We start from the raw sequence: 17,957 nt of genomic DNA on the forward strand, positions 1-17,957 counted from the left end.
CGCCTACGCGTCGGCGCGGGTCTCGTTCGCAAACGTGGCCACGTCGATAACGAAACGGTAGCGCACGTCGCTGCGGATAACACGCTCGTAGGCTTCGTTCACCTGATCGACCGAGATGATCTCAATGTCGGCGCCGATTCCGTGGGCGGCGCAGAAGTCGAGCATTTCCTGGGTCTGGCGGATGCCACCGATCTTGGAGGCGGCGATGGAGCGACGCTGGGCGGCGAGCCACACCATCTTCACGCTGTCAGGCTCGGTGGGGATTCCAACGTGCACGAGCGTGCCGTCGAGGGCGAGCAGCTTGAGGTAGCCCTCCAGTTCGAGGTTCGCGGCCACGGTGTTCACGATGAGGTCGAAGTGGTTCTCGAGCTCGGTGAAGGTGGTCGGGTCGCTGGTGGCGTAGTAGTGGTCTGCGCCGAAACGCAGGCCGTCCTCCTTCTTGCTGAGGGTCTGGCTGAGAACGGTGACCTCGGCGCCGAGCGCGTGGGCGATCTTCACACCCATGTGTCCGAGGCCGCCCATGCCGAGGATGGCAACCTTCTTGCCGGGGCTGGCTTCCCAGTTCACGAGAGGGGAGTAGAGCGTGATGCCGGCGCAAAGCAGGGGAGCGGCTTCGGAGAGCTCGATGCCATCGGGGATGCCGAGCACGTAGTTCTCGTCGACGACGATCGCGGTGCTGTAGCCGCCGTTGGTGGGGGAGCCGTCGTGGTTGCGGTCGTTGTAGGTGCCGACCTCGCCCTTCAGGCAGTACTGCTCTTCGCCGGCGAGGCAGTTGACGCACTCGCGGCAAGAGTCCACGAAGCAGCCGACGCCGACGCGGTCGCCCACCTGGTAACGGGTGACGTCGCTGCCGACGGCAGAGACGATGCCGGCAATCTCGTGGCCGGGAACCATCGGGAACAGTCCAACGCCCCACTCGTCGCGAGCCTGGTGAATGTCGGAGTGGCAGATTCCGGCGAACTTGATGTCGATCGCCACGTCGTGGGCGCCGGGGGTGCGCAACTCGATCGTGGTGCGAACGAGGGGCTGGTTGGCCGCGGGGGCGGCGAGTGCAGGAACAGTGGTCGTCATAAAAAAAAGTCTTTCAGTGCCGATGATGAGATGCGAGGAAATCCCGTGCCGTGGCACGTGTCGACGGTGACATCCGCTCGCTCAACGTTACGTGATTCCACCGACATGATCGAGTCTGGAACGTGGCACTGTCTGACCCACCCAGGGAATGTCGGCGTGTCAACCAGCGGGGGCGTGCAGGTGCGGCGCAGGCAGCGGATGCCTGAGGTAATGCGTTCGCGGTGTCACGGCATCCGCTCGTCACGCGCAGGATTCAGCTTGAAATCGGGGAGGATGGTGTCATGGCAAACACTGAGCACGAGCCGTGGGTCAAGAACTATCAACCGGGCGTTCCCGCCGAGATTGAACTTCCCACGGAGTCCCTCGTGGCCATGCTCGAGCGTGCAGTGGCCGAAGCCGGCACTCACCCCGCGCTGGAGTTTTTCGGGCGTCGAACGACCTACACCGAACTCGGCGATCAGATTGACCGGGCCGCGGAGGGATTGCGTCGCCTCGGGGTGAAAGCTGGCGATCGAGTGGCCCTGATCTTGCCGAACTGCCCCCAGCACGTCGTCGCTTTCTACGCGGTGCTGCGCCTCGGCGCGGTGGTGGTGGAGCACAATCCGCTCTATACGTCCCGGGAATTGCGCCACCAGTTCGAAGATCATCAGGCCCGCATTGTTATCGCCTGGGACAAGGCGACGGCCGCCGTGCGGGAGTTCCCGGCCGACATCGAGATCGACCACGTTGTCTCGGTCAATCTCCTCACGGCGTTTCCCACCCTGAAGCGCCTCGCCCTGCACCTGCCGGTGAAGGGGCTGCGCCAATCACGCGCGGCGCTGACGGGCCCGGCACCGGGCACGATGGCCTGGAAGGACCTGCTCGCTTTCGGCGTGATCGATTTTGAGCATCCGCGCCCCTCGGTCGATGACCTGGCCGCCATCCAGTACACCTCGGGCACCACGGGAACCCCCAAGGGCGCCATGCTCACCCACTTCAACCTGTATTCCAATGCCCTGCAGGGTGAGGCATGGATGCACGGAGCGCAGTACCGCAAAGAAATCTTCTATGCGATCCTGCCGATGTTCCACGCGTTCGGGATGACCCTCTACCTGACCTACGGCATCCGCAAGCAGGGCCTGCTCGTGCTGTTCCCCAAGTTTGAGCCCGGGCTGATTCTCGACGCCATGAAAAAGTCGCCCGCCACGGTCTACTGCGCGGTGCCGCCGATCTACGAGCGCACGGCGCTCGCCGCACAGGAAAAAGGAATCTCGCTGCGCTCGTGCAAATACTGCATTTCGGGCGCCATGAATCTGCCCGATCATGTCGTGGAACTCTGGGAATCGGTATCGGGCGGACTTCTCGTTGAGGGCTATGGCATGACCGAGTCATCTCCGGTCGCCCTGGGTAATCCGTTTCATGCCAGCCGACGCACGGGCACGATCGGTGTGCCGTTCCCATCGACCCTGATGAAAGTGGTCGATCTGGATGATCCGAACGTTGAGGTGCCGTTGGGGCAGCCGGGTGAATTGTTGTTGAAGGGCCCGCAGGTTTTTCAGGGTTATTGGAACAACCCGGAGGAGACCGCGAAGGCGCTCTTACCCAACGGCTGGCTGCGCACCGGCGATATCGTGACCGTGGATGAGGATGGCTTCACCACGATCGTAGACCGCGCCAAGGAGCTGATCATCACCGGTGGTTTCAACGTGTCGCCCTCCGAGGTCGAGGCCGTCTTGCGACTGCACCCGAGCGTCAGTGACGCCGCAGTGATCGGTCGACCGCTCGAACGCGGCGGGGAGATGGTTGTCGCCGCGATCGAACTCAAGGCCGGTGCCACCCTCGATGAAGATGCATTGCGGGCGCACTGCCGGGAGCACCTCGCGGCCTACAAGATTCCGCGGCGGATCGTGCACATCGAGAACACACCGCGCTCGATGCTCGGCAAGGTGTTGCGCAAGCAGGTTCGTGAGCAGGTTTTACCGCTGCTCTGATACCGGGCCCACGGTGGTGCTGGGTTGATCATGGGGGAATATTTCCCCAGGGCGGGGTCTTGCAACCGATATGACTACTATCGCAATTATCGGTGCAGGCAAGGGACTCGGCGCAGCAGTAGCGCGTCGTTTCGGAGCAGAAGGATTTTCCGTTGCGCTGATTTCGCGCAACCAGGGCCGAGTGGATGCGCTGGCCGAGGAACTGGGCACAGAGGGAATCACGGCGAAGGGTTTCGTCGCCGATGTGCGGAACCCGGCGTCGATTAGCCGGGTGCTCGAGCAGGTCACGGAGACCCTCGGCGCGATCGAGGTGTTGCAGTACAGCCCTCTGCCGCAGAAGGACTTCATGCGTCCCGTGCTGGAAACCACGCCCGCTGATCTGGTTGGGCCGATCGAATTCTCCGTCTACGGCCCCGTCGCGGCCGTGCACCAGGTCGTTCCCGGAATGCGTTTTCTGGGGAAGAACCGGGGCACCATTCTCTTCGTCAACGGCGGCACGGCCGTGACTCCGGTACGGAGCCTGGCGGGCACATCCATTGCCTTTGCTGGACAGGCCGCCTACGCGCAGCTACTGAATGAGGTTCTCGGCGAAGAGGGGATCCAGGTCTCCCAGCTCATCATCGGCGGTCGAATCATCGCGGGTGATCCCGAAAAAGACCCGGCAAAGCTGGCCGAGCACCTCTGGAACCTTCACACCCAGCGTGACCGGTTCCGCCTGCAGATCAGCGCCGACTGACCTTCGTCACGTGCACGTGCACGTGCACGTGAGCGACCGCGAACACCGCGCGGCACGCGTATAGAAAGCCCGCCCGTGTTCGAACATGGGCGGGCTTTTAGATAACTGGCGCAACGAGGCCAGGTGGCAGCAGCTGTCGGTGCTGTGAACGAAGAATCACGCAGGCATATCGGCCCAATTTCGATCGGCGCCTGTACACCCGCAGTGACGGCTGAGCCACGTACGATCAGTGGATGCCCCCGCGTTCTCCGCTCCCGCAACGGCACGGCCTCGATGCCGCGTGGGTGTGCACGCCGGAACGGTCGCAGCATCCGCTCTGGGAAACCATGGGGGCCTGGCTCGACGAGCGGTTGTCGGAGTTCGTGGACGTGGCGGGATTTCTGGCCCAGGGACGTTTTGTCTATGGCACCGGCGCCGCAGTCGGCGGCCGCGACCCCTACCAGCCGTACACCTTTGTGTGGTTCCACCGCGATCTGGCCGAGGAATCCGTAGTTCCGGGTCTCATTCATATGATCTATCGCGACGATCGGATCGTGGTGATCGACAAGCCCGCTTTTCTCTCGTCCATTCCCCGTGGGCGCCATGTCGTGCAGAGCGTGGTGGTGCGCCTGCGCGCCCAAATGCAGCTTCCGGAGCTGTCCCCGCTGCATCGGCTCGACCGGGTGACGTCGGGGCTGCTGATTCTGGCGACCGAGGGACGATGGCGCGGGGCGTATCAGTCGATGTTCCAGCGCCGTGAGGTCGCCAAGACCTACCGTGCGCTGGCTCCGCTGCGAACGGGCCTCGAGCTGCCCGTGACGGTGCGCAATCACCTCACCACGCGTCCTGGTCGCTGGCAAGCCGAGGTGCTGCCGGGCGGGCCGGTCAACGCTGAATCGTTGATTGAACTCGAATCGGTGATCGATGGCCTGGGCAGCTACCGGCTGACGCCCCGCACCGGTCGCACGCACCAATTGCGCCTGCACATGCTGGGCTTGGGAATTCCGATCAGTGACGACCCGCTCTATCCCGTTGTGCAGGATATCGCGCTTGACGATTTCACCCGCCCCCTGCAGTTGCTGGCGAACGAGGTGCGCTTCACTGACCCCATCGACGGGGGAGCGCGGCAATTCGTCAGCGTGCGCACGCTCCCCTTGCGCAGCGAAGTCGACTGAGCGGCGTCACTGATGCCTGCGCCGGTTATGACCAGCGATTCGATAACCGCAATGCATCCTTTCAGCTGACGTTCTCGTCGGTAACGGGCCGAGCCGCAGACGTCACGCAGCTCTCGCGTCTAAAATGTGCACATGCCCCAAATCGTTCATGAGTTCGTCTGGCCTGACCGGGTCGTCATCGGCACCGTCGGCTTGCCCGGGGAGCGCACGTTCTATCTGCAGGTGCGCAGCGGCGCGCGAATCATCAGCATCGCGCTGGAGAAACAGCAGTCGGCGCTGCTCGCCGAGAAGATCGACGAGATTCTCGACCAGCTGATCACCTTCGAGGGCAACCCGTTCAGTATCCCGGCCACGACCCCCATCGAGCTCGTCGATAATGACCCGCTCGAGCAACCGGTCGCTGAGGAATTTCGCACCGGCTCGATGAGCCTGGGCTGGGATCCATCAACGGTTCAAGTGGTGATCGAGGCCTACCCGATGGTCGACGAAGACGAGGAATTGCTCGAACCGGTTGAAGCGGCCAATGCGTTGCTCGTGCGCATACCCGTTGGCACCGCTCGCGCGTTCGCGAAGCGCACTCGCGAGATCGTGGGCGCCGGGCGGCCGATGTGCTCCCTCTGCGGTTACCCCATCGACGCCGACGGCCACACCTGCACCGTTCCCGGGGACTGATGCCGACTCCTGACCTGGTCGACGGCGAGTTGACACTCACCGGACGAATCACGACGGCCTCGAATGCAACCTTCCTGGGCAGCATCGATGGCGCGATGGTCGTCTACAAACCGGTGGCGGGGGAGCATCCGCTCTGGGATTTTCCCGACGGAAACCTTGCCAATCGTGAAGTGGCGGCCTATCTGGTCTCGCAAGCCTTCGGCTGGAACGTCGTACCGCGCACCTGGCTGCGCGAGGGTCCGATGGGCGAAGGCATGGTGCAGCTCTGGCAGGAGAGCGACCCCGCCCAGAGCCCCGTCGACCTGGTGGCAGCGGACGCCGTTCCGGAAACCGGGTGGCGACACGTTCTCGACGGGCGAGACGAGCACGAACGGATGGTCACCCTCATTCACGAAGACAGCGCCCCGCTTCGGCGGATGGCCGTGTTCGACGTGGTCGTGAACAACGCCGATCGCAAGGGCGACCACATTCTCGCGATGACCGATGGGCACCGACACGGAGTCGATCACGGGCTCACCTTTCACGTCGAACACAAGCTGCGCACCGTACTGTGGGGCTGGCTGGGCGACGCTCTCACCACCGACGAGCTCGACGGCATCGACCGGGTCACAGCCGGTCTGTCCGGCGAACTCGGCAACACCCTCGCTGGCCTGGTCAGCGCCGAAGAACTCACGGCGTTTGCCGCGCGCTGCGACCAATTGCGCTCTGACGCACGATTCCCCGCCCCGAGCGGCGACATGCCCGCCGTGCCCTGGCCGCTGTTCTGAGCTGGCGGCTGTTCTGAGCTCGCCACTGTTCTGAGCTGGCCGCTGTTCTGAGGCCGGTTGCGCAGGGTTTGTGATGCTTGTCGTGCGCGGGGGATCCTGGGGTGTGCAACGCTAGGGGCATGGATCTTGAGGTGTCGGCGGCGCTGACCATTCCCGAGCGTGAACTCGGCTGGCGGTTCTCGCGGTCGTCCGGTCCCGGCGGCCAGCACGTGAACACTTCCGACAGCCGGGTCGAGCTGTCCTGGAACGTCGCTGAGTCCACTGTGCTGTCCGACGACGAGCGGATGCTGCTGCTCACCCGCCTGAATCACCGTCTCGTTTCCGGGGTGGTCACCATCGCCGCCAGCGAGCAGCGCTCCCAGCTGCGCAATCGCGAGATTGCCCTGCGAAAGCTCGCCGACCTGGTGACTGCGGGTGTAGCCGCGGAACCGGCGGCGCGGCGCGCGACCAAGCCCACCCGCGGTTCCGCGCGGCGGCACCTCGCGGTCAAACAGCAGCGCTCGGCCACGAAGCAAAATCGGCAACGGCCCGCGGCCGAGTAGGTGGGCGACCCACCGGCATCCGCTCGCTGAGGCCTACCGAACAAGCAACATCTGCCGAAAGTACCTCGCCAGCTCGTGAGTGGCCGCCAGGGGAAGCACGTGGGCGACGTACTGGTCGGGACGCACGATCACCACGACGCCGCCGCGGTTGATGCCGCGTTGCTCAAAGATGTCGTGATCCGGGTCGGCGGCGTACACCTTCTCGTAGTCGATCAGCCCAAAGGGGCCCGTTCTCGGCAAAAACGCCACGTCAACCCGGCCCACGTCAACCTCGGTGTGTGCCTGCTGGTACACCACCTTCAGGTCGAAGACGCTGTCGATGTCGCTGTCGGCCGGGGTGTGCGCGAGCAGCGGCGAATCGGGGGCGGTCCGCATCCACTTGGCCCAGGTGGCCAGTATTTCAGCGGATGCGTCAGCGAACGCATACACGCGCCAGCGGCCGTCGGCGCGGTGGTGGTGGCCTAGCTGCACCGGGTTGGCGTCGCCGACGCGCACGACCGGGGCGGACTTGAACCGCTTGCCGATGGGGAATCCGGTGGCGAGCGCCTGGTGGGTCGCTTCGCCGATGAGCATCGACGGCGGGTATTGGGTCATGAAGCCCGATGGAAACTCCGCTGTCTGGGTGTAGAAGTCCTCGAGCGGAACTGTGAGGTCTTCGGGCTTTGCCGCCATCAGGCTCGACCACTCCTTGTCAAAATCGATCAGGTTCTTGGCGATGACCTGGCGCTCGGCGGAATAGGTGCTGAGCAGGCTGTCGGGGCTACGGCCGTCGAGCACGTAGCCGAGCTTCCAGCCGAGGTTGAAGCCGTCTTGCATTGAGACGTTCATGCCCTGGCCGGCCTTGGCGCTGTGGGTGTGACAGGCGTCGCCGGTGATGAAGACCCGCGGGGAGCGGATGCCGATCTCCTCGGGTAGCAGGTCGTCGAATCGGTCCGTGAGACGGTGGGCGACCTCGTAGACGCTGTGCCAGGCTACGTTTTTCACGTCGAGGGTGTACGGGTGCAGAATCTCGTTGGCTTTCACGATGATCTGGTCGATCGTCGTCGAGCGTACGGCGCCATTGTCGTCAGCGGCCACTTCGCCGAGGTCGACGTACATGCGAAACAGGTAGCCGCCCTCTCGCGGAATGTGCAGGATGCTTCCGCCGGATCCGGACTGGATGGCGCATTTGGTGCGAATGTCGGGAAAGTCGGTGACGGCCAACACGTCCATGACGCCCCAGGCGTGGAAGGCCGCGTCACCGGCCAGCGTGCAGCCGATGGAATCGCGCACGGCGCTGTGGGCACCGTCAGCGCCGACCACATACTGGGCGTGCACTTTGCGCTCCTGGCCGGTCAGCTCTCCGCTGGTGTGCCGAAGCGTCACGGTGACGGGGTAGTCGCCCTCATTGCTGTGGGTCAGGCTGAGCATTTCATAGCCGAAATCCGGGGTCATGCGGGTGGGCGAATTGGCCATCACCTCGGCGAAGTAGTCCAACACGCGTGCCTGGTTGACGATGAGGTGCGGAAACTCGCTGATGCCGGTGGGGTCGTCGATGGCGCGGGCGGTACGGATGATGTTGGCCGGGTTGGCGGGGTCGGGCTTCCAGAACGCCATCTCCGTGATGCGGTAGGCCTCGGCGATGATGCGCTCGGCGAACCCGAAGGCCTGGAAGGTCTCGACGCTGCGGGCCTGGATTCCGTCGGCCTGCCCGATCGCGAGGCGTTCGCCGCGGCGCTCGACGATGCGCGTGGTGATACCGGGAAACTGGGAGAGCTGGGCGGCGGTGATCATGCCGGCCGGGCCCGTTCCCACGATCAGAACGTCGACGTTGTCGGGGAGTTCGAGGGGGCGATCGATGCCCACTCCGGCCGCATCCTGCCTGCGGGGATCAGTGGACACGTATCCGTGGTGGTGAAATTGCACGGTTTCCTCACTTCTGTGTGTGGACTTTCGGTGTGGTCTTTCGGTACGGTCTCTCGGTCCGGCGATTCGAACGCCAGCATCGTCTGTGTTCGATAATAGAATGCGGCGTTCTATTATCGTTTTTTGAATCATATATGACCGGGCGAGTTCCGCAACCAGCGCACGGATGGGCATCCGCTCATCAACCTGTTCAGCGCCCTCTGGATGGATGCGGTGGCCGCCGAAAAAGGTGTGTCGGTACTTGGTGGTGAGAGTTCGTGCTGCCCGCTAGAACTGCCAGGGGAAGGGCGACCAGTCGGGTTCGCGGTGTTCCAGGAACGCGTCCTTGCCCTCGACGGCCTCGTCGGTGCCGTAGGCCAGGCGGGTGGCTTCACCGGCGAAGATCTGCTGGCCGACCATTCCGTCATCGACGGCGTTGAACGAGAACTTCAGCATGCGGATCGCGGTCGGCGATTTTGTCAGGATGGTGTTGGCCCAGTCCAGTGCGGTCGTCTCCAACTCTGCATGGGGCACCACGGCATTCACGGCGCCCATCTCGTAGGCGCGCTGAGCGTCGTAGGGACGCGCGAGAAAGAAGACCTCCCGGGCAAATTTCTGCCCGACGTGCTGGGCGAAATAGGCGCTGCCGTAGCCGCCGTCGAACGACCCGACGTCAGCATCCGTTTGCTTGAACATGCCGTGTTCCTTGCTGGCGATCGAGAGGTCGCAGACAGCGTGCAGGGAGTGACCGCCGCCGGCCGCCCAGCCGGGAATGACGGCAATGACGACTTTCGGCATGAACCGGATGAGTCGCTGCACCTCGAGAATGTGCAGCCGCCCCGTGCTTGCGACCCCGTCACGGTACTGGTAGCCGTCGCGCCCGCGGATACGCTGGTCACCACCGGAGCAGAATGCCCAGCCGCCGTCCTTAGGGCTCGGCCCGTTACCCGTGAGGAGCACCACGCCGATTCGCGTGTTCTGCCTGGCGTCGTCAAGTACCCGGTAGAGCTCATCGACAGACTGCGGGCGGAACGCATTGCGCACCTCCGGGCGGTTGAAGGCCACGCGGGCGACCCGCCCGGCGTTGTCGTGGTGGTAGGTGATGTCTTGCAGCGCGGTGAAGCCATCGACGGGCTTCCATAGTGAAGGGTCAAAAATTTCGGAAACCTGAGTCATGGTTTCAGCTTAGGTGTGCTCGGATCATTGGTCAGCGCGCATGCTGATAACTCTAATTTGTCGATCGCAGGAGCACGCGAAGTATCCTCGTACGGCGTAGCAACAGTCGTGGGTTTGGCTGGTCGAATCGAGCATGTCGACTGCGCAGCCGCCACCGTGGCCCAGTCCCGAGGCCACCCGGTCGCGACGGGGCATTCGAGGGTACGCTGAGCCGCATGAGAGCTGCCGTGTACCGTCACTACGGACCACCAAGCTTCGTGCACGTCGAGACTGCGCCGCAGCCGATACCCCAGCGCGACGAACTGCTGGTGCGGGTCTTCGCCAGCACGGTCAACCGCACCGACTGCGGCTTTCTCAGCGGCAAGCCACTCGTGGTGCGGCTATTCAGCGGACTGCGGGCGCCTCGGGCGACGATTCTTGGCTGCGAGTTCGCCGGCGAGGTCGCCGGTGTCGGCGCCGACGTCAGTGCGTTTGCGGTCGGCCAGCGGGTGTTCGGCTACAGCGGCGTGAAATTTGGTGGTCACGCTGGCTATCTGACCGTTACCGCGACAGGAATGGTCGCCGAGATACCGGCAGACGTTTCCTACGTTGAGGCATCACCGATTCTAGAGGGCGCCCACTACGCGCTCAACATGCTGCGCGCGGCACGGGTCACCGCCGGACAGAATGTACTGGTCAACGGCGGTACGGGAGGGATCGGATCAGCTGCGGTGCAATTGCTCGTGAATCTCGGCGCTCGCGTCACAGCGGTCTGCGCCACCCCGCACCTATCCATGATGGAATCACTCGGGGCTGAACGGGTGGTGGACTACACGCTCGAGGACTTCACCGCGCTCGAAGATGAGTTTGATGTGGTGCTCGACACGGTCGGGAAGAGTTCTTTCGGACGCTGCCGCCGGGTGCTCGCTCCCAACGGAATCTACCTCTCGTCCGAACTTGGTACGCTGTGGCAAAATCCGATCCTGGCGCTGACCACGCCGGTGCTGAGGAGGAGGCGCGTATTGTTTCCGATTCCCAAGGACACCCGCGACGATGCACTATTCCTGCAGGGCCTGGTCGAAGCGGGCGAGTTTCGGCCGATAATCGACCGGATCTACCCGCTCGACGAGATTTGCGCTGCCTACGAATATGTCGCGACGGGGCAGAAGATCGGCAACGTCGTTATCCGTGTGCGCGACGAGGCGGCGACGGAGTAGAGCCGGTGGGCTGGCGCTCGCGGAAAGCGATCATGTTCATGCGGTTGCCGCAGCGCACGCTGCAGAAACGCTTGGATCCGTTACGGGAGAGGTCGAGAACCAGCCCGCTGCAGGCATCCGCTTCGCAGATTCGCAGGCGACCCATTTCGTCGCTGCGAATCACGTCCATCAACGCCAGCGCTGCCTCGACGCGCATGCGTTCCCCGAGTGGAGCCTCGGGCACGGTCGCGTGCAGGTGCCAGTCCGAGACATCATGGCGGGCAAGCTGGGGGAGTGCCCTGGCCTCGCGCAGCATGCGGTTGACCTCCGTGACGGCGTCGTCGCGGCCGAGAGTCCAGACCCGGCGCAGCAATGCGCGGGTCTGTTGCACGTCGAGCAGCTCGGCATCATCTCCGTCGATGCGGCCGGTGAACAAAATGGGGGCGAGCAGGGCGGCGAGGTCGGCAAGCGTTTCGAGTTCGTCGCGGCCGCTTCGGGAGGCCCCGGGGTCAGTGGCGCCGAGCAGCACCACGAATTCGAGTGCTTCCTCGGTGTCAGGGGCAAAATGCAAGTTGACTCCTTGCCAACAGGGTTCTACTGTCAGTGGTGAAAACAGTTTAGACCATGACAGGCCCACGTCGCCTGAAGGAGGAGCATGAAGATCTCGTCCCTGCCGGGAGGTGTGATCGTTGCCGCCATTGCTGCCATTTCGTTTGGAACCTCCGGTGCGCTGGTCAAGCCGATGCTCGAGGCTGGCTGGTCACCGACGGCCGCCGTGACCGCCCGCGCGTGGACCGCCGGGCTCGTATTGCTGCCATTCGCGCTGTATTCGTTGCGCGGGCGTTGGGCGGCCCTGTGGCGGGCCCGGTGGCGGGTGCTCGGAATGGGCATCGTCGGTGTCGCGGGTACTCAGCTGGCCTATTTTGCCGCGCTGCAGACTATTCCAGTCTCGACCGCGCTGCTGATCGAATTTCTCGCTCCGCTGATTCTGGTCGGGTTCGTTTGGGTGACGACACAACGGATGCCCCGCCGCACAGTGTTGCTCGGATCGGCTCTCGCCGTTGGCGGGCTGCTGCTCGTGATCGGGCCCGGTGCCATTCGGGCCGTGGACCCGATGGGGGTGCTGTTCGCCTTCGGCGCAGCCATCTCCTGCGCGGTGTTCTTCGTGGTGGCCGCGCGCCCGGCCGAAGGCTTGCCCCCGATCGCACTCGCGGCCTTCGGGCTGCTGGTCGGGGGGACAGTCCTCGGCCTGCTCGGCCTGACCGGTCTGCTCCCCTTCACCGCATCGTTTCTTGACCTGTCCCTGCTCGGCACGGTTGTGCCCTGGTGGGCACCGCTGCTCGCGCTCGCCATTATCAGCACCGCGCTCGCGTATGTGGCGGGCATCACGGCGGCGGGAATTCTCGGGTCGAGGCTCGCCTCGTTCGTCGGCCTGCTCGAGGTCATCTTCGCGTCGCTGTTCGCCTGGCTGCTGCTGGGCGAAGTGTTGACGCCGCTGCAGCTGCTCGGCGGGCTTTTGATTCTGGGCGGCATCGCCGCTGTGGGGGAGGAACGCGTCGAGCTGGCCGCCGAGGCGCTGCCGCCCGACGAGCCGGGACTGCCGCACGCACACGGCGACGCTCATGGCGACGCTCATGGCGAGGCACATGGCGACGAGAGCGACGAGAACGACGAGGCCGCGCGCTCCGACGAGGCGACGGCCGGCGCATCCGCTCAGGAGATCAGCACGGGCGCGGGATCGTCGATGGTCGGCGGGTTCAACACGACCTCGAGAACGTCAGAACGGCCGAGCGAACCGGGAAAGTTATAGCGGGCAAAGCGCCTGCCGGGGTCATTGGGTGTCGAAGGCACGACGATCGACGAACGGCGAATGACCTCGGCAACGACGTCGGTCACCGCGGCTTGGAGTGTCTGTCCGCTGCGACCGCGCAGACGAACGGATGCCCGCGGCCCGCCCTCCGCGCCGAACCGCAGCGTGAGCATGCGCGTGTGGGCGTGCTGACGGTCGAACATGTCGAGGCGAGCCCAAATGATTTCAGCTAGAGGCACGACCCGCCGCCCGGCCCGCAGTTCGTTCGTGTCGAAGTGCCCTCCCGAGCAGCGTTCCAAGTCGACTCGGCCACCACGTCGATCTAGGCTGGCAGCCATGACCGGCAATAAGGACCGCAGCGATGCGCAACCCAGCGACGCCCGACTCAACGTGGCCCGCTACCAACTCAAACGCATGGTGCCGCCCGACCAGGCAGACTCCGCTGCGCCAGAAGTAAACGACCCCGAGCAAAACACGGCCGGGCAATCCATGATGGAAGCCCGAGCCCAGTATGTGGAAATGGCTATTCAGCAGGCTATTCGTCGTGGCGAGTTCGATAACCTGCCCGGCGCCGGCAAGCCGCTGGCGAACCTCGAGCGTGGGTATGACCCTGACTGGTGGATTCGCCAGAAGATCGAAAGCGAGAAGATCACCGGGCTCGGTCCGCCGGCCCTCACCCTGCGCACCGAGAACGCCGAGCTCGATGCCCGGCTGGATAGCGTGCAGACTGAGGCTGCGGTGACCGAGATTCTCAAAGATTTCAACAGCCGAGTGGTGGCGGCACGCCGGCAGCTGCAGGGCGGACCGCCCGTGGTCACCCCCACCCGGGATGTGGTCACACAGCTCGCTCTCTGGCGGGAACGCCGCGCCGTGCGCAGCGAAGCGGCCAGGCAGCAGCGCGAGAGTGAGGCCGCGGCGCTCGCCGCCATGACCTGGCGGGAACGCCGCCGCCGCGCCCGCTGACCGTCGCCCTGCACCGCTATGTAGTGGATGCCGTTCGTTCTGCTCGAGCCGCAGATGGGTGGTGGGCGATGTGACCGACACGCCGATGCACGTGACGACGACCACGCTAGAACTCTGTGAGAAGAACAGAGTGTGACTATTTTCGCCCCGGGCAGTGAGCCGACGGAACCTGGCCGATCGAGGCAGGCGCGACCGCTGAGCATCAGCTCACCCCGGCTGAATCGCTCTGGTGGACCGTCATGCTCGCGAACAAATTCGAGATCGACATCGACTTGGCGCTCACCGAGACCAGGAGCACCATTCAGACCAATCTGCACGCCACGATCGAACGTGCGGCGCCGCCGCCGGGAAACATTCCGACGTCTTTGGCGTTAGGTCTTATATGAAGACCATTCTGTATAGCGAAACCGGTAACCCGTCCGTGCTTCACCTCGTCGATCGACCAGTGACAGAGCCCCGTGCCGGGGATGTTCGCGTGCGCATCGTGGTGGGCGGGGTGAACCCGACCGACTGGAAGTCGCGCCGAGGCACCAGCCCGGGGGAGGCTCTCGCATTCGCCGACGTCGTGCCGAACCAGGACGGCGCTGGCGTCGTCGACGCCGTCGGCCCCGGTGTGTCGAACGTAGCTGTCGGCGATCGCGTCTGGCTCGCCCTCGCCGCCTATCAGCGTGCGAACAGCGGAACTGCCCAGGAATACGCGGTGCTTCCGGCCGAGCGCGTCTTTCTGCTGCCCTCCGCGGCCACTTTCGATCAGGGAGCCAGCCTCGGCGTGCCGGCCATCACCGCCTACCGGGCCCTCACCGTGGCCGAAGATGGGCCTACGCGCCTGCATCCGGGGGCGCTTGACGGCAAGATCGTGCTCGTCGCGGGAGGTGCCGGCGCCGTCGGCCATGCCGCCATCCAGCTTGCCCGCTGGGCCGGCGCGACCGTGATCACGACCGTGAGTGGGCCGGCCAAGGCGGCCCTCGCGACAGCTGCCGGGGCACACCACGTGCTCACCTACACTGACTCCGACGTCGCCACCGAAATCCGAAGCATTGCGCCCGATGGCGTCGACCTCATCGTCGAGGTGGCTCCCGCCCAGAACTCCGAACTCGACCTTGCGGTCATTCGCAATCGCGGGTCCATCGCGGTCTACGCCAACAACGGCGGCGACCAGATGACCCTCGATGTGCGCAAGCACTTCAGCCTGAATGTGCGGTACCAGTTCGTGTTGTTGTACACCGTCGGCATCGAGGTCGTGCAGCAGGCGGCTGCTGCCATCAACGAGGCACTCCTTGACGGCGCATTGCCGGTGGGAGCGGATTCGGGTCTGCCGCTGCACCGCTTCGACCTGGCCCACACAGCAGACGCCCATGCCCTCGTCGAAAGCGGTGTCACCGGCAAGGTGCTCGTCGACGTCTCCGCGGCCTGACGAGCGGTCTGGCCGTGGTCTGGCCCGCGGTGGCTGAATCAGGACATCCCGCCGGTGTGAGCCGTGGCCTGCCCAGGATCGGGCGGTACGGGCCGGATCAGCGGCCGATTCTTCTGAATTGGCCGCCGGTCGTCGGGTTTCGCAGCTGGCCCGGCGCATAACTCCTGCAATTTGCGGGGCGTAAACGGAACCCCCGTGTGTTTCTGCGGATGGTGCGGGGGCCCGGTGCGAATTGCAGGAGTTATGCGCGACGTGAGGCCCTGCTCGGCGGCCGATTCTCCTGAATTGGCCACCGATGGTCGGGTTTCGGAGCTAGCCCGGCGCATAACTCCTGCAATTTGCGGGGCGTAAGCGGAACCCCCGTGTGTTTCTGCGGATGTTGCGGGGGCCCGGTGCGAATTGCAGGAGTTATGCGCGCCGCGAGGCCCTGCTCGGTGGTCGGACGAGAGGCCTTGCTCAGTGGCCGGTACAGAAAATCCCGCGGGGTAGCGAATGAGTTCTGTACGGTCACGGTCACCGGGGGTAAAGCAGNCGAATGAGTTCTGTACGGTCACGGTCACCGGGGGTAAAGCAGTGTGTTTTTTGAATTGGCCCCGGCAACGATCTGCGCTCAATGCAATCAAGCCCCCTCGTCACAAACGACGAGGGGGCTTGATTGCATCTGGCTTTAGTACTCGCGGCGCGGAGCGCGCGGCGGGCGATCGCCCTGCTCGGCGGAACGCGAGGCGCCGCCCTTGTCGGCGCGCAACTCAATGAGCTTGCCGCTGATGCGGGTGTTCTCCAGCTTGGAGAACACGTCGCTCGACAGATCAGCGGGCAGTTCGACCAGCGAGAACTCCGGCAGGATCTTGATGTGCCCGAAGTCGTCGCGGCTGAGCCCACCCTCGTTGGCGAGGGCGCCGACGATCTGACGCGGCTCCACCTTGTGACGCTTGCCGACCTCGATGCGGAACTGGGCCATCGGCTTACCGCTCGAACGAACCGGGCGTTCGCTGCGCACCGGCCGGTCGTCGCGGGCGCCGTAGCTGCCGCGGTCGTCGCGGCTGCCTCGGTCATCCCGGCTGCCACGGTCATCCCGGTTGAAGCGGTCCGGGCGGTCCGAACGACCGCCGCGCTCGGGCCGGTCGCCGCGCTGCTCGGAGCGTTCGACCCGCTCGTCGCGCTCGAGGCGCTGCTGCGCGCGAACATCCTCGGCCGAAAGCAGCAGCGGAGTTTCGCCCTGCCCGACCACGGCAAGAGCCGCGGCCACATCAACCTCGGGCACATCGTGGTGGGACACGTAATGCGCGATGATGTCGCGGAACTTGCTGATGCGGTCGGTCTCGTCGAGTGCTGCCGTGATGGCGTCGTCGAAGCGAGTGAGGCGCGTCACATTGACGTCCTCAACGCTCGGTAACTGCATCTGGGTGAGCGGCTGGCGGGTCGCCTTTTCGATGGCGGAGAGCAAACGACGTTCGCGCGGTGTGACGAAGCTGATAGCTGCGCCCGAGCGACCGGCGCGGCCGGTGCGGCCGATGCGGTGCACATACGACTCGGTGTCGATCGGAATGTCGTAGTTGACGACGTGGCTGATGCGCTCCACGTCGAGGCCGCGAGCGGCGACATCCGTTGCGACGAGAATGTCGAGCTTGCCGCTCTTGAGCTGATTGATCGTGCGTTCGCGCTGCACCTGCTGCACGTCGCCGTTGATCGCCATGGCCGAATAGCCGCGCGCACGCAGCTTTTCGGCGAGCAGTTCGGTCTCGTTCTTGGTGCGGGCGAAGATGATCATGCCCTCGAAGTTCTCGACCTCGAGGATGCGGGTGAGCGCGTCGAGCTTCTGCGGGTACGACACCATCAGGTAGCGCTGGGTCGTGTTCACGCTGGTCGTAGTCTTGCTCTTGACCGTGATCTCTTCCGGGTCGTGCAGGTACTTCTTGGAGATACGGCGGATTTGCGCCGGCATGGTGGCTGAGAACAGAGCCACCTGCTTGTCATCGGGGGTGTCGGCGAGAATGGTCTCGATGTCCTCGACGAAGCCCATGTTGAGCATCTCATCGGCCTCATCGAGCACCAGGAACTTCAGCTCCGAGAGGTCGAGGGTGCCCTTCGCGAGGTGGTCCATGATTCGACCGGGAGTACCCACGACGATGTGCACTCCGCGACGCAGGGCCGACAGCTGCTGGCCGTAGCCCTGTCCACCGTAAACGGGCAGCACGTGCACGCCTCGCATGTGGGCGGCGTACTTCTCGAACGCCTCGCACACCTGCAGCGCGAGCTCGCGGGTGGGCGCGAGCACGAGCGCCTGCGGGTTTTTCTGCGACAGGTCGAGTCGGTTCAGAATAGGCAGCGCGAACGCAGCCGTCTTGCCGGTACCGGTCTGGGCGAGTCCGACAACGTCGCGACCCTCCAACAGCGGGGGAATAGTGGCGGCCTGAATGGCCGAGGGGGTCTCGTAGCCGACAACTTTGAGCGCCTTGAGCATGGCGTCATTGAGTCCAAGGTCGGCAAATGTCTTCGTTATGGAGGCGGAATCTGCCTCGTTCTGCGTTGTAGTGTCTGGGGCGGTCATAGTACAACGGTAGTCGAAGAGTTCGCCCCCGGTGTTATGGCTCGTCTGGCAACTTGCAAAGCGGATGCCCGC

17 protein-coding genes are annotated in these 17,957 nt (G+C 64.6%); 11 read left to right on the forward strand and 6 right to left on the reverse strand.

The features are described from left to right. Positions 1 to 3: 3 nt before the first annotated feature. On the reverse strand, positions 4 to 1,071 hold the full coding sequence (locus tag E3T27_RS04735; RefSeq protein WP_134571753.1) for an NAD(P)-dependent alcohol dehydrogenase: 1,068 nt from the start codon (positions 1,069 to 1,071) through the stop codon (positions 4 to 6). A 281-nt stretch (positions 1,072 to 1,352) separates the two neighbouring features. Between E3T27_RS04735 and E3T27_RS04740 the strand changes: the two genes are divergently transcribed. The 6 genes from E3T27_RS04740 (at position 1,353) to arfB (ending at position 6,912) form a co-directional block, all read left to right on the forward strand. Then, entirely contained in the window at positions 1,353 to 3,041 is a 1,689-nt protein-coding gene (locus E3T27_RS04740; RefSeq protein ID WP_134571754.1) for a long-chain-fatty-acid--CoA ligase, read from the forward strand. A gap of 70 nt (positions 3,042 to 3,111) precedes the next feature. Then, positions 3,112 to 3,777, forward strand: coding sequence for an SDR family NAD(P)-dependent oxidoreductase (locus E3T27_RS04745; RefSeq protein WP_104195645.1), 666 nt, complete (start codon positions 3,112 to 3,114; stop codon positions 3,775 to 3,777). A gap of 233 nt (positions 3,778 to 4,010) precedes the next feature. Continuing rightward, the gene (locus E3T27_RS04750) at positions 4,011 to 4,931 is read left to right on the forward strand and encodes a pseudouridine synthase (protein WP_134571755.1); all 921 of its coding nucleotides are present in this window, start codon (positions 4,011 to 4,013) and stop codon (positions 4,929 to 4,931) included. A gap of 132 nt (positions 4,932 to 5,063) precedes the next feature. Beyond that, positions 5,064 to 5,603, forward strand: a complete 540-nt coding sequence (locus tag E3T27_RS04755; protein WP_104195647.1) for a DUF3090 domain-containing protein — start codon at positions 5,064 to 5,066, stop codon at positions 5,601 to 5,603. Beyond that, positions 5,603 to 6,370 (forward strand): SCO1664 family protein, encoded by a 768-nt coding sequence (locus tag E3T27_RS04760; RefSeq protein ID WP_104195648.1) that lies wholly within the window; start codon positions 5,603 to 5,605, stop codon positions 6,368 to 6,370. Before E3T27_RS04755 ends, E3T27_RS04760 begins: the two co-directional genes overlap by 1 nt. Positions 6,371 to 6,489: 119 nt before the next feature. Continuing rightward, complete coding sequence (gene arfB / locus E3T27_RS04765) at positions 6,490 to 6,912, forward strand: alternative ribosome rescue aminoacyl-tRNA hydrolase ArfB (RefSeq protein WP_104195649.1); 423 nt, start codon at positions 6,490 to 6,492, stop codon at positions 6,910 to 6,912. Positions 6,913 to 6,945: 33 nt separating this feature from the next. Here the strand turns inward: arfB and E3T27_RS04770 are convergent, their stop codons facing one another. Together E3T27_RS04770 and E3T27_RS04775 are read right to left on the reverse strand one after the other, a co-directional pair. Further along, positions 6,946 to 8,817 (reverse strand): FAD-binding monooxygenase, encoded by a 1,872-nt coding sequence (locus tag E3T27_RS04770; RefSeq protein ID WP_134571756.1) that lies wholly within the window; start codon positions 8,815 to 8,817, stop codon positions 6,946 to 6,948. 267 nt (positions 8,818 to 9,084) lie between these two features. Continuing rightward, positions 9,085 to 9,972: a 1,4-dihydroxy-2-naphthoyl-CoA synthase gene (locus E3T27_RS04775; RefSeq protein WP_134571757.1), complete on the reverse strand. Its 888-nt coding sequence runs from the start codon at positions 9,970 to 9,972 to the stop codon at positions 9,085 to 9,087. 215 nt (positions 9,973 to 10,187) lie between these two features. Between E3T27_RS04775 and E3T27_RS04780 the strand changes: the two genes are divergently transcribed. Continuing rightward, a complete protein-coding gene (locus tag E3T27_RS04780; RefSeq protein WP_134571758.1) occupies positions 10,188 to 11,168 on the forward strand; it encodes an NAD(P)-dependent alcohol dehydrogenase in 981 nt (326 codons plus the stop codon). Here E3T27_RS04780 and E3T27_RS04785 read toward each other — a convergent pair. Further along, on the reverse strand, positions 11,134 to 11,718 hold the full coding sequence (locus E3T27_RS04785; RefSeq protein ID WP_134571759.1) for a CGNR zinc finger domain-containing protein: 585 nt from the start codon (positions 11,716 to 11,718) through the stop codon (positions 11,134 to 11,136). The genes E3T27_RS04780 and E3T27_RS04785 overlap by 35 nt on opposite strands. Before the next feature lie 84 nt (positions 11,719 to 11,802). Here E3T27_RS04785 and E3T27_RS04790 point away from each other — a divergent pair, with 84 nt between their 5' ends. After that, a complete protein-coding gene (locus tag E3T27_RS04790) occupies positions 11,803 to 12,957 on the forward strand; it encodes an EamA family transporter (protein WP_134571760.1) in 1,155 nt (384 codons plus the stop codon). Here E3T27_RS04790 and E3T27_RS04795 read toward each other — a convergent pair. Then, positions 12,861 to 13,295: a hypothetical protein gene (locus E3T27_RS04795; RefSeq protein WP_134571761.1), complete on the reverse strand. Its 435-nt coding sequence runs from the start codon at positions 13,293 to 13,295 to the stop codon at positions 12,861 to 12,863. The genes E3T27_RS04790 and E3T27_RS04795 overlap by 97 nt on opposite strands. On the opposite strand from E3T27_RS04795, the gene E3T27_RS04800 reads away from it, so the two are divergent. The 3 genes from E3T27_RS04800 (at position 13,294) to E3T27_RS04805 (ending at position 15,334) form a co-directional block, all read left to right on the forward strand. After that, on the forward strand, positions 13,294 to 13,920 hold the full coding sequence (locus tag E3T27_RS04800; protein ID WP_134571762.1) for a DnaJ family domain-containing protein: 627 nt from the start codon (positions 13,294 to 13,296) through the stop codon (positions 13,918 to 13,920). The genes E3T27_RS04795 and E3T27_RS04800 overlap by 2 nt on opposite strands. Positions 13,921 to 14,159: 239 nt before the next feature. Beyond that, complete coding sequence (locus tag E3T27_RS16465) at positions 14,160 to 14,306, forward strand: hypothetical protein (protein WP_166786101.1); 147 nt, start codon at positions 14,160 to 14,162, stop codon at positions 14,304 to 14,306. Beyond that, entirely contained in the window at positions 14,303 to 15,334 is a 1,032-nt protein-coding gene (locus E3T27_RS04805; RefSeq protein ID WP_134571763.1) for an NADPH:quinone reductase, read from the forward strand. Before E3T27_RS16465 ends, E3T27_RS04805 begins: the two co-directional genes overlap by 4 nt. A gap of 667 nt (positions 15,335 to 16,001) precedes the next feature. Here E3T27_RS04805 and E3T27_RS04810 read toward each other — a convergent pair. Further along, positions 16,002 to 17,885, reverse strand: coding sequence for a DEAD/DEAH box helicase (locus tag E3T27_RS04810; RefSeq protein WP_104195656.1), 1,884 nt, complete (start codon positions 17,883 to 17,885; stop codon positions 16,002 to 16,004). Positions 17,886 to 17,957: the final 72 nt, after the last annotated feature.

The sequence above is a fragment of the Cryobacterium lyxosi genome, from assembly GCF_004403345.1.
GTDB classification, from domain to species: domain Bacteria; phylum Actinomycetota; class Actinomycetes; order Actinomycetales; family Microbacteriaceae; genus Cryobacterium; species Cryobacterium lyxosi.